Genomic DNA, 13,235 nt, shown 5'->3' with positions numbered 1-13,235 from the left:
AAAATTAGCGGGTGGCTTTCTTCTTGCCGGCGATCGCCACGGCCTTGCCCTTGCGGGTGCGGGCGTTGGTGTGGGTGCGCTGGCCGCGGACCGGGAGCCCCTTACGGTGACGCAGACCACGATAGCAGCCGAGATCCATCAGGCGCTTGATGTTCATCGCCACCTCGCGGCGCAGATCACCCTCGACGCGGAAATCGCGGTCGATGATCTCGCGCAGGCGCTGGATCTCGTCGTCAGAGAGCTCATTCACGCGGCGCTCGGCGGGAATCGCCAGGGCCGAGCAGATCTCCTGCGCCTTCGCCGGGCCAATGCCATAAATATAGCGAAGGCTAATCACAACACGCTTATTCGTGGGAATGTTTACGCCGGCAATACGCGCCACGTGGTCTCTCCTGAGGTCATAACAAGTAGCGGCGCCCCACCGGGAAGCGCCGCGAAAGCGGGTTATAGCGCCCGCGAACTTAGAGTCAACAACGACTGATCAATTTTTCGTGATCGTGTCAAGAGTTGAAGTCACGCCACCGGGGCCGGCACGCCGACCTGACGGAGAACCGCCTCAATCTGGCGCTCCACCTCGTCCATCTCGGCCATGCCGTCCACCGTGAAGAGCCGCCCCTGCGCCTTGTAATAGGGCAGAATCGGCGCGGTCTGGGCGTTATAGGCCTCAAGCCGCGCATGCACGGTTTCGGCCTTGTCGTCCGGGCGGCGGACGAATTCGGTACCGCCGCAGACATCGCACACCCCGGCCGTTTTCGGCTGCTTGAACTTGTCGTGGTAGCCCTCGCCGCATTTGGCGCAGGTAAAACGTCCGGAGATGCGCTCGACCAGAATCGCCTCATCCACCTTCAGCTCGATCACCACATCAAGATCGACCGCCGTTTCATGCAGCAGCTTATCAAGCGCCTCGGCCTGCGGCACGGTGCGGGGGAAGCCATCGAGGATGAAGCCCTTGGCACAGTCGGGGCGCTTGATGCGCTCGCCGATCATCCGGATCAGGATATCGTCGGAGACCAGCTTGCCGGCATCCATGACCGCCTTGGCCTCAAGCCCGATCGGCGAGCCCGCCTTGACCTCGGCACGCAGCATGTCGCCCGTCGAAATCTGGGCAATGCCGTATTTCGTCTCCAGCAGCTTGGACTGCGTGCCTTTGCCTGCGCCCGGCGGTCCGAGAAGGATTAATTCCACGATGTTCTCCCTTACTTCCGATTCTTGCCCCGCCCCTTGCGGATCAGCCCCTCATACTGGTGCGCCAGCAAATGAGACTGGATTTGCGTCACCGTATCCATCGTCACCGACACGATGATCAGCAGCGAGGTGCCGCCGAAATAAAACGGCAGGCTGTATTTGCTCATCGCAAAATCAGGCAGCAGACAGACCAGCACCAGATATCCCGCGCCGATGGCGGTGAGACGGGTCAGCACGGTGTCAAAATACTTCGCCGTGTTGGTGCCGGGGCGGATGCCAGGAATGAAAGCGCCGTTCTTCTTCAGGTTCTCGGCCGTCTCGTCCGGGTTGAAGGCGATGGCCGCCCAGACGAAGGAGAAGCTGATGATGAGCGCCGCGTAAAGCGCCATATAGAGCGGCTGCCCGCGCGAAAGCATGTGCGCGATCGCCTGCAGCCAGCCGGGGCCTCCGGCCGAAAAGCCGACAAAAGTCGCCGGGATCACCAGCAGCGAGCTGGCGAAGATCGGCGGCATCACACCCGACGCATTGACCTTGAGCGGCATGTAATTGCTCTCGCCGCCATAGATGCGCTGGCCAACCTGGCGCTTGGGGTGCTGGATGAGAATCCGCCGCTGCGCGCGCTCCATGAACACGATGAAGCCGATCACCGCCAGCGCGACGATGAAGAACACGATGATGAAAAAGGTGGACAGCGCCCCGGTGGAGCCAAGCTCCAGGATATTAGCGACCGCCAGCGGCAAATTAGCGACAATGCCGGTGAAGATCAGCAGGCTGGAGCCGGTGCCGATGCCGCGCGAGGTGATCTGCTCACCCAGCCACATCACGAACATGGTGCCGCCAACCAGCGTGACGACCGCCGTGAACACGAAGAAGGCGCCAGGGTCGATCACCGCCGGGCCGAGCGCGCTCTTCACCCGCTCCAGGCTGACCGCGATGCCATAGGCCTGCACGGTGGCGATGATGACGGTGAGGTAGCGCGTATATTGCGTGATGCGCTGGCGGCCCGAATCGCCCTCCTTCTTCAGCGCCTCCAGCGCCGGAATGGTGGAGGACATCAGCTGAATGATGATCGAGGCACTGATATAAGGCAGGATGTTCAGCGCGAAGATGGTCATGCGCCCGAGCGCGCCGCCGGTGAACATGTTGAACATGCCGAGGATGCCGCCGCCATTCTGCGTCATCAGCTTCGCCATCACGGCCCCGTCCACGCCGGGAACGGGGATATATGTCCCCAAACGGAACACGATCAGCGCACCCAGGGTGAACCAGATGCGCTTCTGAAGATCCGTGGCCTTGCCAAACGCGCCCAAATTCAGGTTCGCGGCCATCTGTTCTGCGGCGGATGCCATCACTCTATCCTTAAATCCAATAAAAAACGGCGCTTGCCGGTGCTTTGCGCGACTGGCAAGCGCCGTTTTACAGCGCTATTTGCCGGATTTTATCCGGCGGAGGCAAGAGGCTCAGGCCGCTTCGGCGTCGCCCTTGGCCACCAGCGTCGTCACCTTGCCACCGGCCTGCTCGATCGCGGCGACAGCCGCGGCGGAGGCGCCGGAGACTTCGATGGTCACGGCCTGGCTAATGGCGCCGCGCGCCAGCAGGCGCACGCCATCCACCTTGTTCAGGCGAACCACACCGGCCTGGGCCAGCACCGCCTCGGTGATCGGCAGCGAGGCGTCCAGCTTGCCGGACTCGATCGCCGCCGCCAGGGTGCCGAGGTTCAGCGGCGCGTATTCCTTGCGGTTGATGTTGTGGAAGCCACGCTTGGGCAGACGGCGATAGATCGGGAGCTGACCACCCTCGAAGCCGTTCAGGGACACGCCCTCGCGCGCCTTCTGGCCCTTCACGCCCTTACCCGAGGTCTTGCCCTTGCCGGAGCCGATACCGCGGCCCAGACGCTTGGACTTCAGCCGCGCGCCGGGATTGTCACGAATTTCATTGAGCTTCATTTTAACCCAGCTCCTCGACCTTGAGCAGGTGCTTGACCTTGTTCACCATGCCCAGCACTTCCGGGGTGGCGGCCTTCTCGACGCTGCGGCGAAGCTTGTTCAGCCCCAGGCCGATCAGCGTCGCCTGCATGCCGGGCTTCTGGCCATTGCCAGAAGCGACCTGCGTGATGCGGATCTTCTTCACCTCAGACATCAGCCACCTCCTGCGCCGGCTTCTCAGCCGTGCCGTACAGCTCAGCCACCTTCTTGCCGCGGCGGCTCGCCACTTGGCGCGGGCTGGTGACATTCTGCAGCGCCGCGAACGTGGCCTTCACCATGTTGTGCGGGTTGCGGCTGCCCAGCGACTTCGCGACCACGTCGCCAATGCCCAGGGTCTCGAACACCGCGCGCAGCGGGCCGCCGGCGATGATGCCGGTACCAGCCGGAGCGGAGCGGATGACCACATCACCGGCGCCGAAGATGCCGCGCACATCATGGTGCAGCGTGCGGCCTTCCTTCATCGGCACCCGGATCATGGTCTTCTTCGCGCGCTCGGTCGCTTTGCGGATCGCCTCGGGAACCTCGCGGGCCTTACCGGCGCCGTAGCCGACGCGGCCCTTCTGGTCGCCCACGACCACCAGCGCGGCAAACGCAAACCGGCGACCGCCCTTCACAACCTTGGCGACGCGGTTGATCGTCACCAGCTTGTCGACGAACTCGTCACCAGCCTCGCGCTCACGATCGCGATCACGCTCGCGATTCCTGCCGCCGCTGCCGCCTTCGCGTGCTTCACGTGCCATGTGCAAACCCTCTTAGAAGTCGAGGCCGCCCTCGCGGGCCGCCTCTGCCAGGGCTTTCACCCGGCCATGATACAGATAAGACCCGCGGTCGAACACCACGGAGACGACGCCCGCCGCCTTGCAGCGCTCGGCGATCAGCTTGCCCACGGCGGTCGCGGCATCCTTGTCGGCGCCGGTGCGCAGCGAAGCCTTCAGCTCCTTGTCCAGGGTCGAGGCGGCGGCGAGGGTGCGGCCCTGCGCGTCGTCGATGATCTGGGCATAGATGTGCTTGCCGGAGCGGAACACCGACAGGCGCGGACGCCCGCCGGACTTCTGCCGGAGCTGATAGCGAAGGCGGGCCCGGCGGCGCGCCTGCAGTTCCAGATTGCTCGACATTATTTCTTCTTACCCTCTTTCCGGCGGATCGCTTCGCCTTCAAACTTGACACCCTTGCCCTTATACGGCTCGGGCGGACGGTGGCTGCGCAGCTCGGCGCAAACCTGGCCAACCTGGCGCTTATCGACGCCCTCGACCTTGATCGAGGTCGGCTTCTCGCAGGTCACCTTGATCCCGGCCGGGATGGGGTACACCACGTCGTGAGAGAAGCCGAGATTGACCACCAGATTGCTGCCCTGCACCGCGGCGCGGTAACCAGTGCCGGTGATCTCCAGCGTCTTGGAGTAGCCCTGCGACACGCCTTTCACCATGTTGGCGATATTGGCGCGGGTGGTGCCCCACATCATGCGGGCCTGAGCCGCCTTGGTCTTGGGCTCTACGGACACCTTGTTGCCCTCGACCTTGGTCTCGACCAGGTCGGTCAGGGTCAGAGCCAGTTCACCCAGCTTGCCCTTGGCGGTGAGCACGTTGCCGGCAAGCGCCACGGTGACGCCAGCGGGGATCTCAACGGGATATTTGCCTACGCGCGACATATCTGCTCCCTCCCTTAGAACACGCGGCAGAGAACTTCGCCGCCGACATTGGCGGCGCGGGCTTCGGCATCGCTCATCACGCCGCGCGGCGTGGAGAGGATGGACACACCCAGACCATTATACACGCGCGGCAGCTCCTTGATCTTGGAGTAGACGCGGCGGCCCGGACGGGACACGCGGCTGATCTCCTTGATGACGGGCTGACCGTCATTGTACTTCAGCTCAATGCGCAACTGCGCAATGCCGGGGCGCACTTCCTCGCGGGAGAAACCGCGGATGAAGCCCTCGCGCTTGAGCACGTCCAGCACGTTGGCGCGCAGGTTGGAGGCCGGGGCAACGCAAGACGTCTGACGAGCGTGCTGCGCGTTGCGGATTCGGGTGAGCATATCGCCCAAAGGATCGGACATCGACATTGTTTAAACCGCCCTTTCCTTACCAGCTGGCCTTAACGACACCGGGGATCTGCCCGGTGCTGGCCAGATCGCGGAACGCGACGCGGCAAAGCTTGAACTTACGATAATTGCCGCGGGCGCGGCCCGTCAGCTCGCAGCGCAGACGCACGCGAACCTTCGCGCCGTTGCGCGGCAACTGCGCGAGCTTGAGGCTCGCCTCAAAGCGGTCCTCCACCGGCAGCGAACGATCCATGATCGTCGCTTTCAGCGCCGCGCGTTTCGCCTGATCACGGGCAGCCATGCGCTCACGCTTGCCGTTTCGGTTGACCTGCGATGTCTTAGCCATCTTCTGATACCCTCCGGAACCTGCCGGTCACTACCGGCCGTTTTCCAACAAAATTTTTCGCGATGCCGCTCACTTCTGGAACGGCAAGTTGAAACCCTTGAGCAGCGCCTTGGCCTCGGCATCGGTCTTCGCGCTGGTGACGAAGATGATGTCCATGCCGCGGACCGCGTCGACTTTGTCATACACGATCTCAGGGAAAATGATCTGCTCCTTCAGGCCCATGGCGAAATTGCCGCGGCCATCGAAGCCCTTATTGCCCGGCATGCCACGGAAGTCACGCACGCGCGGCAGCGCGATGGTAACCAGGCGGTCCAGGAACTCGTACATGCGCTCGCGGCGCAGCGTCACCTTGCAGCCGATCGGCAGGCCAGCGCGGATCTTGAAGCCCGCGATCGCCTTCTTGGCCAGGGTCTTCACCGGCTTCTGGCCCGAAATCAGGGTCAGCTCGGCCAGCGCGGCGTCCAGCTTCTTCTGGTCACCGGCGGCTTCGCCAACGCCCATGTTGATCACGATCTTCTGCAGGGTCGGAACCTCGAACGGATTCTTATACCCGAACTCCTGCTGCAGCTGCGCACGGACCACCTCGCGGTAGTGCTTCTGCAGGCGCGGCAGCTCTTTCACTTCGCTCATTACGGCCTCCTCAGCCATCAATCGCGGTGCCGCTCTTGCGAGCCACACGCACTTTGCGGCCATCGTCCAGCACGCGGAAGCCAACCTTGGTCGGCTTGTCCGTGGCGGGGTCGATCAGCGCCAGATTCGACAGATCCACAGCGGCTTCACGCTCGATGATGCCTCCGGGCTCGCCCATGCGGGTCGGCTTGGTGTGGTGCTTGGCCACAGCCACGCCCTGCACAACGGCGCGATTTTCGGACGGGATCACACGCAGCACTTCGCCGCGAGCCCCCTTGGAGGCGCCGGAAATCACCTGCACCTTATCGCCCTTTTTGATACGAGCGGCCATGTTACAGCACCTCCGGTGCCAGCGAGATGATCTTCATGAACTTCTTCGCACGCAGCTCACGCACCACTGGCCCGAAGATACGGGTGCCGATCGGCTCCATCTGCTTATTGATGAGCACGGCGGCGTTGCGGTCGAAGCGGATCGCGGAGCCATCGGCGCGGCGCACCGGGAAGGCGGTGCGCACGACCACGGCCTGGTGCACGTCACCCTTCTTCACCTTGCCGCGGGGAATGGCGTCCTTAATGGAGACGACAATAACATCGCCCACCGACGCGGTCTTGCGCTTGGAGCCGCCGAGCACCTTGATGCACTGCACGCGGCGCGCGCCAGAGTTGTCGGCAACGTCGAGGTTGGATTCTACGATAATCATGCTTCAGCCCCCTCAGCCGGCCTGCTGGTCGGTGATGGCGGCGCCGTTGCGCTCCGTCACAACCCAGGTCTTGCGCTTGCTGATCGGCGCGCATTCCTCAATGCGAACCACATCACCTTCGACGCACAGATTGCCCTCGTCATGCGCCGCATATTTCTTGGAGCGGCGGATAAACTTCTTGTACAGCGGGTGCATGATGCGACGCTCGACAAGCACGGTAATCGTCTTGTCCATCTTGTCGCTCACGACACGCCCGGTCAGAACACGTTTCGGCATGGTACCCTCTTAACCCTTCACAGCCGAACGCGCGCGCTCAGCCAGAACCGTCTTCACCCGCGCGATGTCGCGACGCACCGCACGCACGCGGCTGGTGTTTTCCTGCTGGCCGGTGGCGCGCTGGAAACGCAGGTTGAACTGCTCCTTGCGCAGATCGAGCAACAGGCTCTTCAGCTCGTCCGGGGTCTTCGCCCGGATGTCACTAGCAGCGGTCATCTCTTAGGCCTCCCCGATACGGGTGACAAACTTAGTGCGGATCGGCAGCTTGGCCGCACCCAGGGCCAGCGCTTCACGGGCCAGCGGCTCGGCCACACCGTCGATCTCGAACATGATACGGCCGGGCTGCACGCGGGCCACCCAGTATTCCGGGCTGCCCTTACCGGAGCCCATACGCACTTCGGCTGGCTTGGTGGAGACCGGCAGATCCGGGAAAATGCGGATCCACACGCGGCCAGCACGCTTCATGCAGCGGGTGATGGCGCGGCGGGCGGACTCGATCTGACGCGCGGTGATCCGCTCCGGCTCCAGCGCCTTCAGGCCGAACGCGCCGAAATTCAGCTGCGTGTTGCCCTTGGCGTTGCCGTGGATGCGGCCCTTATGCGCCTTGCGGAACTTGGTACGCTTTGGAGACATCATGGCTTAAAAATTCCTTAGCGCTGCGGGGCCTGCTCGGCCGCGCGCTTATCCTGCGCGAACGGGTCCTGAACCAGGATCTCGCCCTTGAAAATCCAAACCTTCACACCGCAGGTGCCATAGGTGGTCTTCGCGGTGCCGACACCGTAATCGAGATCGGCGCGCAGCGTGTGCAGGGGCACGCGGCCCTCGCGATACCACTCAACGCGGGCGATCTCGGCGCCGCCGAGGCGGCCGGAGCAGGTGATCTTGATGCCCTGGGCGCCCAGACGCATCGCGGATTGCACGGCGCGCTTCATCGCACGGCGGAACGCCACGCGGCGCTCCAGCTGCTGGGCGATGTTCTCGGCCACCAGCGTGGCGTCGATTTCCGGCTTGCGGATTTCCATGATGTTGAGGGCCACATCGGCCTTCGCCATCGCCGACAGCTCCTTGCGCAGGCTGTCGATATCCTGGCCCTTCTTGCCGATCACCACACCAGGGCGGGCGGCATAGATGGTCACGCGCGGCTTCTTGGCCGGGCGCTCGATGACGACGCGCGATACACCGGCCTGCGACAGCTTGCCGCGCAGATGATTGCGCAGCTTGATGTCGTCATGCAGCAGCTTGGCGTAGTCCTTATCGGCATACCAGCGGCTGTCCCAGGTGCGGGTAATGCCGAGGCGCAGGCCGATCGGATTAATCTTGTGACCCATATTACGCAGCCTCCCCGGCAGACTTCGCGGACTTACCAAAGCCCGGACGCGCGTCACGCGCCGGCTTCTGCTCCGGCTCACGCTCCTCAACAACGATCTTCAGATGGCTGAACCACTTCTCAACGGTGGCCGAACGGCCACGGCCACGCGCATGGAAGCGGCGCATGACGATGCCGCGGCCAACCTCGGCCAGCTTCACGAACAGCTTGTCCACGTCGAGCTGGTGGTTGTTCTCGGCATTGGCGATCGCGCTCTCCAGAGCCTTCTTCACCTGCTTGGCGATGCGGCGCTTGGAGAAGGTGAGATCGGCCAGGGCACGCTGCACGGGCAGGTTGCGGATGGACCCGGCAACCAGGTTCAGCTTGCGCGGGCTCACGCGAATGTTGCGCGCAATGGCCTCCGCCTGATTGTCGGCCAGGCCGCGCTCGGCTTTCGGTTTGCTCATCTTAGCCCCGCTTCGCTTTCTTGTCCGCCGCATGCCCCGGGAAGGTGCGCGTCGGCGAGAATTCACCAAATTTGTGGCCGACCATGTTCTCGTTCACCTGCACCGGCAGGAACTTCCGGCCGTTGTAAACGCCGAAGGTCAGACCGACGAATTGCGGGAGAATCGTGGAGCGCCGGGACCAGATCTTGATGATCTCGTTGCGGCCGGAGGCGCGAGACGCCTCCGCCTTGCCAAGGAGGTATCCGTCCACGAACGGACCTTTCCAAACAGAACGTGACATCGATTAGCCCTTCCCGCCTTTCGCACGGCGGATGATGAGATTGTCCGTGCGCTTGTTGCTGCGCGTCTTGTAACCCTTGGTCGGCTTGCCCCACGGCGTAACCGGATGACGGCCACCCGAGGTACGGCCTTCACCACCACCATGCGGGTGATCGACCGGGTTCATGACCACACCGCGGTTATGCGGCTTGCGGCCCAGCCAGCGATTACGGCCAGCCTTACCGATCTGCTCGTTCTGGTGGTCGGCGTTGGACACCGCGCCCACGGTCGCCATGCACTCGGCGCGCACCATGCGCAGCTCGCCGGACATCAGCTTGATCTGCGCGTAGCCCTGGTCCTTGCCGACCAGCTGCGCGAAGGTCCCGGCAGACCGGGCCAGCTTGCCGCCGGCACCAGCCTTCAGCTCGATATTGTGGATGATCGTACCCACCGGGATAGCCGAGAGCGGCATCGCGTTACCGGGCTTGATGTCCACGCGCGCACCAGCGATCACCTGATCGCCAGCCTTCAGGCGCTGCGGGGCCAGAATATAGGCCAGCTCGCCATCGGCATACTTGACCAGCGCGATGAAGGCGGTGCGGTTCGGGTCATATTCCAGACGCTCGACCGTCGCCGGCACATCGAACTTGCGGCGCTTGAAGTCCACCAGACGGTAGGACTGCTTGTGTCCACCGCCGCGGAAACGGCTGGTGATGCGGCCATGGTTGTTGCGGCCGCCGGTGGAGGTCTTACCCTCGGTCAGACCCTTGACGGGCTTACCCTTCCACAGCTCGCTGCGGTCGATCAGAACGGTGCCGCGGAGGCTCGCCGTGACCGGATTAAAATGTTTCAATGCCATAATCCGCGCCTCACGCCAGACCGGTGGTGAAATCGATGCTCTCGCCCTCGGCGAGCGTCACGAACGCCTTCTTGACGTCGGAACGCACACCCGGACGACCACGGAAGCGCTTGGTCTTGCCCTTCGTGACCAGCGTGTTCACGCCGGCAACCTTAACCTTGAACAGACCTTCGATCGCCGCCTTGATCTCAGGCTTCGTCGCGTCGCTCGCCACCTTGAACACGAACTGGTTCTTTTCGGAGAGCAAGGTCGCCTTCTCGGTGATGTGCGGAGCGCGCACGATCTCGTACATACGCTCCTGGGAAATCTTTACGGTGCTCATGCCAGGCGCTCCTTCAACCCCTCGATGCCGGCCTTGGTCAGCACCAGCACGTCATGCTGCATGATGTCATAGACATTCGCACCAATGACGGGCAGCACATCGAGGCCGCGCACGTTACGGCTGGCGCGGAGGAACTTCTCCTCCACCGCGGCATCGACGATCAACGCCGAGCGCCAGCCAAAGTTCTTCACGCGGGACGCCACGTCCTTGGTCTTCTCGACCCCGCCAACGGCATCCAGGATCACCAGCTTGCCCTCCGCCGCCTTCTGCGACAGCGCGGAAACCAGGCCTAGACGGCGCACCTTCTTGTTCAGCGAATAGCCATGGTCACGCACCACCGGGCCATGCACCACGCCGCCGGTACGGAACTGCGGCGCACGCAGCGAGCCCTGACGGGCATTACCCGTGCCCTTCTGCTTGTACGGCTTGCGGGTGGTGCCCGAAACCTCGCCCATGCCCTTCACCTTGTGCGTGCCGGCGCGGCGCTTTGCCAGCTGCCAGTGGATCACGCGTGCGATGATGTCCACGCGGGGCGCGACGGCGAAGATCTCGTCCGGCAGCTCGGCGCTGCCCACGGCCTTCGCATCAAAATCTACAACATCCAGCTTCATCGGATTAGCCCTTCAGCGCCGCGGGATAGGCGGCATCCGCCGGCCGCGCCTTCTTGATCGCATCGCGCACCAGCACGTAGCCGCCCTTGGAACCGGGAACCGCGCCATGCACGAGGACAAGGTTACGTTCCGCGTCCACACCCGCCACCTGCAGGTTCAGGGTGGTCACGCGCTCCTGGCCGAGATGGCCGGCCATCTTCTTGTTCTTGAAGGTCTTGCCGGGGTCCTGGCGGTTACCGGTCGAACCATGCGAACGGTGGCTGATGGAGACGCCGTGCGAGGCTTCCAAACCGCGGAAGTTCCAGCGCTTCATCGGGCCGGCAAAGCCTTTGCCCTTGGTGACACCGGCCACGTCGACAAACTGACCGACCGCGAAATGCGCGGCGGACACCATCGAACCAGCCTCGAGCACGGCATCGTCAGCCACGCGGAACTCGACCAGCTTCTGCGCCGGCTCCACCTTGCCCTTGGCGAAGTGGCCCTTCTGCGCCTTGCTCACATTCTTCGGCTTGGCCTTGCCAATGCCGAGCTGCACGGCGGAATAGCCGTCGGTTTCAACCGTCCGCGCCGCCACAACCCGCACCTCGTCGAGATGCAGCACCGTGACCGGCACATGCGTGCCGTCTTCCTTGAATAGCCGGGTCATCCCCAACTTTTTTGCGATCACACCGGTACGCATAATACCAATACCACCTAAGCTCAGATCTTAATTTCGACTTCGACGCCGGCGGCCAGGTCGAGCTTCATCAGCGCGTCCACGGTCTGCGGGGTCGGGTCAACGATATCCAGCAAGCGGCGATGCGTCCGGATCTCGAACTGCTCGCGGCTCTTCTTATCGACATGCGGCGAACGGTTCACGGTGAACCGCTCGATATGGGTCGGCAAAGGAATCGGCCCCCGCACCTGAGCGCCCGTGCGCTTCGCCGTGTTGACGATGTCCTTGGTGCTGTTGTCCAGCACGCGATGGTCATACGCCTTCAGGCGGATACGGATGTTTTGATTGTCCATCTTAACTCAAGCTCTTCTCAAATACGGGGGCCGGTAGTCTTACTTCTCGATCTTGGCGACGACGCCCGAACCGACGGTGCGGCCACCCTCGCGGATAGCGAAACGCAGACCTTCGTCCATGGCGATCGGAGCGATCAGCTCGACGTCGATGGTCACGTTGTCGCCCGGCATCACCATCTCGGTGCCCTCAGCCAGCGTCACCACGCCGGTCACGTCCGTCGTGCGGAAGTAGAACTGCGGGCGGTAGTTGGTGAAGAACGGGGTGTGACGGCCACCTTCTTCCTTGGTCAGGATGTAGGCCTGGCCAGAGAACTTGGTGTGCGGGGTGATGGAGCCCGGAGCCGCCAGAACCTGGCCGCGCTCGATGTCCTCACGCTTGGTGCCGCGCAGCAGGGCGCCGATGTTGTCGCCAGCCTGGCCCTGGTCGAGCAGCTTGCGGAACATTTCCACGCCAGTGACGGTGGTCTTGGTGGTCGCACGCAGGCCGACGATCTCGACTTCGTCGCCAACCTTGACGATACCACGCTCCACGCGGCCGGTCGCCACGGTGCCGCGGCCGGAGATGGAGAACACGTCTTCCACCGGCATCAGGAACGGCTTGTCAACGGCGCGCTCCGGCTGCGGAATGTAGTTGTCCACCGCTTCCATCAGCTTCAGGATGGCGTCGCGGCCGATCTCCGGGTTGGTGTCGTTCAGCGCGCACACGGCGGAACCCTTGATGATGGGGATGTCATCACCGGGGAAGCCGTAGTTGGAGAGCAGCTCGCGCACTTCCATCTCGACCAGCTCGACCAGATCGGGGTCGGCGAGGTCCATCTTGTTCAGGAACACGACCAGAGCCGGCACGCCGACCTGGCGGGCGAGCAGGATGTGCTCACGGGTCTGCGGCATCGGGCCGTCAGCGGCGGACACAACCAGGATCGCGCCGTCCATCTGGGCGGCACCGGTGATCATGTTCTTCACGTAGTCGGCGTGGCCGGGGCAGTCGACGTGCGCGTAGTGGCGGTTGGCGGTCTCATACTCCACATGCGCGGTGGAGATGGTGATGCCGCGGGCGCGCTCTTCCGGCGCCTTGTCGATCTGGTCGTAGGCGGTGAAGGTGGCGCCACCAGTCTCGGCCAGCACCTTGGTGATGGCGGCGGTCAGCGAGGTCTTGCCGTGGTCGACGTGACCGATCGTGCCGATATTGACGTGAGGCTTGGTGCGCTCAAATTTAGCTTTGGCCATTTAACTGCTCCGTG

25 protein-coding genes are annotated in these 13,235 nt (G+C 63.4%); all 25 read right to left on the bottom strand.

The features are described 5' to 3' along the window. Positions 1–4 precede the first annotated feature (4 nt). On the bottom strand, positions 5–382 hold the full coding sequence (gene rpsM / locus LI953_RS02145) for a 30S ribosomal protein S13 (protein ID WP_227074342.1): 378 nt from the start codon (positions 380–382) through the stop codon (positions 5–7). A 131-nt stretch (positions 383–513) separates the two neighbouring features. Beyond that, complete coding sequence (locus LI953_RS02140; RefSeq protein ID WP_227074340.1) at positions 514–1,185, bottom strand: adenylate kinase; 672 nt, start codon at positions 1,183–1,185, stop codon at positions 514–516. Positions 1,186–1,196: 11 nt separating this feature from the next. Further along, complete coding sequence (gene secY, locus LI953_RS02135) at positions 1,197–2,534, bottom strand: preprotein translocase subunit SecY (RefSeq protein ID WP_227074339.1); 1,338 nt, start codon at positions 2,532–2,534, stop codon at positions 1,197–1,199. Between the two features lie 111 nt (positions 2,535–2,645). After that, a complete protein-coding gene (gene rplO, locus LI953_RS02130) occupies positions 2,646–3,131 on the bottom strand; it encodes a 50S ribosomal protein L15 (protein WP_227074337.1) in 486 nt (161 codons plus the stop codon). 1 nt (position 3,132) lies between these two features. Then, on the bottom strand, positions 3,133–3,327 hold the full coding sequence (gene rpmD, locus LI953_RS02125) for a 50S ribosomal protein L30 (RefSeq protein WP_227074552.1): 195 nt from the start codon (positions 3,325–3,327) through the stop codon (positions 3,133–3,135). After that, complete coding sequence (rpsE, locus tag LI953_RS02120) at positions 3,317–3,910, bottom strand: 30S ribosomal protein S5 (protein WP_227074335.1); 594 nt, start codon at positions 3,908–3,910, stop codon at positions 3,317–3,319. Before rpsE ends, rpmD begins: the two co-directional genes overlap by 11 nt. Before the next feature lie 12 nt (positions 3,911–3,922). Further along, positions 3,923–4,285: a 50S ribosomal protein L18 gene (rplR, locus tag LI953_RS02115; RefSeq protein ID WP_227074334.1), complete on the bottom strand. Its 363-nt coding sequence runs from the start codon at positions 4,283–4,285 to the stop codon at positions 3,923–3,925. Then, on the bottom strand, positions 4,285–4,818 hold the full coding sequence (gene rplF / locus LI953_RS02110) for a 50S ribosomal protein L6 (protein ID WP_227074333.1): 534 nt from the start codon (positions 4,816–4,818) through the stop codon (positions 4,285–4,287). Before rplF ends, rplR begins: the two co-directional genes overlap by 1 nt. 14 nt (positions 4,819–4,832) lie before the next feature. Beyond that, on the bottom strand, positions 4,833–5,231 hold the full coding sequence (rpsH, locus tag LI953_RS02105; protein ID WP_227074332.1) for a 30S ribosomal protein S8: 399 nt from the start codon (positions 5,229–5,231) through the stop codon (positions 4,833–4,835). A gap of 19 nt (positions 5,232–5,250) precedes the next feature. After that, complete coding sequence (gene rpsN / locus LI953_RS02100) at positions 5,251–5,556, bottom strand: 30S ribosomal protein S14 (protein WP_227074330.1); 306 nt, start codon at positions 5,554–5,556, stop codon at positions 5,251–5,253. Between the two features lie 69 nt (positions 5,557–5,625). After that, the gene (rplE, locus tag LI953_RS02095) at positions 5,626–6,186 is read right to left on the bottom strand and encodes a 50S ribosomal protein L5 (RefSeq protein WP_227074328.1); all 561 of its coding nucleotides are present in this window, start codon (positions 6,184–6,186) and stop codon (positions 5,626–5,628) included. Positions 6,187–6,196: 10 nt separating this feature from the next. Beyond that, positions 6,197–6,517, bottom strand: coding sequence for a 50S ribosomal protein L24 (gene rplX, locus LI953_RS02090; protein ID WP_227074327.1), 321 nt, complete (start codon positions 6,515–6,517; stop codon positions 6,197–6,199). Position 6,518: 1 nt separating this feature from the next. Further along, complete coding sequence (rplN, locus tag LI953_RS02085; RefSeq protein ID WP_227074326.1) at positions 6,519–6,887, bottom strand: 50S ribosomal protein L14; 369 nt, start codon at positions 6,885–6,887, stop codon at positions 6,519–6,521. A gap of 12 nt (positions 6,888–6,899) precedes the next feature. After that, positions 6,900–7,163 carry a 30S ribosomal protein S17 gene (gene rpsQ, locus LI953_RS02080; protein WP_227074325.1) on the bottom strand — a complete coding sequence of 88 codons (264 nt, stop codon included), beginning with the start codon at positions 7,161–7,163 and terminating at the stop codon, positions 6,900–6,902. Between the two features lie 9 nt (positions 7,164–7,172). Beyond that, positions 7,173–7,379: a 50S ribosomal protein L29 gene (rpmC, locus tag LI953_RS02075; RefSeq protein ID WP_227074323.1), complete on the bottom strand. Its 207-nt coding sequence runs from the start codon at positions 7,377–7,379 to the stop codon at positions 7,173–7,175. A gap of 3 nt (positions 7,380–7,382) precedes the next feature. After that, positions 7,383–7,799 (bottom strand): 50S ribosomal protein L16, encoded by a 417-nt coding sequence (rplP, locus tag LI953_RS02070; protein ID WP_227074322.1) that lies wholly within the window; start codon positions 7,797–7,799, stop codon positions 7,383–7,385. Between the two features lie 14 nt (positions 7,800–7,813). Next, positions 7,814–8,491 (bottom strand): 30S ribosomal protein S3, encoded by a 678-nt coding sequence (rpsC, locus tag LI953_RS02065; RefSeq protein ID WP_227074321.1) that lies wholly within the window; start codon positions 8,489–8,491, stop codon positions 7,814–7,816. Position 8,492: 1 nt separating this feature from the next. Further along, the gene (gene rplV, locus LI953_RS02060) at positions 8,493–8,936 is read right to left on the bottom strand and encodes a 50S ribosomal protein L22 (protein ID WP_227074320.1); all 444 of its coding nucleotides are present in this window, start codon (positions 8,934–8,936) and stop codon (positions 8,493–8,495) included. A gap of 1 nt (position 8,937) precedes the next feature. Further along, a complete protein-coding gene (gene rpsS / locus LI953_RS02055; RefSeq protein WP_227074319.1) occupies positions 8,938–9,216 on the bottom strand; it encodes a 30S ribosomal protein S19 in 279 nt (92 codons plus the stop codon). A gap of 3 nt (positions 9,217–9,219) precedes the next feature. Next, entirely contained in the window at positions 9,220–10,053 is an 834-nt protein-coding gene (rplB, locus tag LI953_RS02050) for a 50S ribosomal protein L2 (RefSeq protein ID WP_227074318.1), read from the bottom strand. A 10-nt stretch (positions 10,054–10,063) separates the two neighbouring features. Continuing rightward, positions 10,064–10,375, bottom strand: coding sequence for a 50S ribosomal protein L23 (locus LI953_RS02045; RefSeq protein ID WP_227074317.1), 312 nt, complete (start codon positions 10,373–10,375; stop codon positions 10,064–10,066). Continuing rightward, positions 10,372–10,986 carry a 50S ribosomal protein L4 gene (gene rplD, locus LI953_RS02040; protein WP_227074316.1) on the bottom strand — a complete coding sequence of 205 codons (615 nt, stop codon included), beginning with the start codon at positions 10,984–10,986 and terminating at the stop codon, positions 10,372–10,374. The genes LI953_RS02045 and rplD overlap by 4 nt, the downstream gene beginning before the upstream one ends. A gap of 4 nt (positions 10,987–10,990) precedes the next feature. Then, complete coding sequence (gene rplC, locus LI953_RS02035; RefSeq protein WP_227074315.1) at positions 10,991–11,665, bottom strand: 50S ribosomal protein L3; 675 nt, start codon at positions 11,663–11,665, stop codon at positions 10,991–10,993. 20 nt (positions 11,666–11,685) lie between these two features. Then, positions 11,686–11,994, bottom strand: coding sequence for a 30S ribosomal protein S10 (gene rpsJ, locus LI953_RS02030; RefSeq protein ID WP_008494541.1), 309 nt, complete (start codon positions 11,992–11,994; stop codon positions 11,686–11,688). 39 nt (positions 11,995–12,033) lie between these two features. Continuing rightward, positions 12,034–13,221, bottom strand: a complete 1,188-nt coding sequence (gene tuf, locus LI953_RS02025; RefSeq protein WP_227074313.1) for an elongation factor Tu — start codon at positions 13,219–13,221, stop codon at positions 12,034–12,036. Positions 13,222–13,235 lie beyond the last annotated feature (14 nt).

The organism is Acidocella sp. KAb 2-4 (assembly GCF_020567705.1).
In the GTDB taxonomy this organism is placed as follows: domain Bacteria; phylum Pseudomonadota; class Alphaproteobacteria; order Acetobacterales; family Acetobacteraceae; genus Acidocella.
Note: the sequence above shows the minus strand (reverse complement) of the source record. Positions and strands in the feature narration are given on the sequence as shown.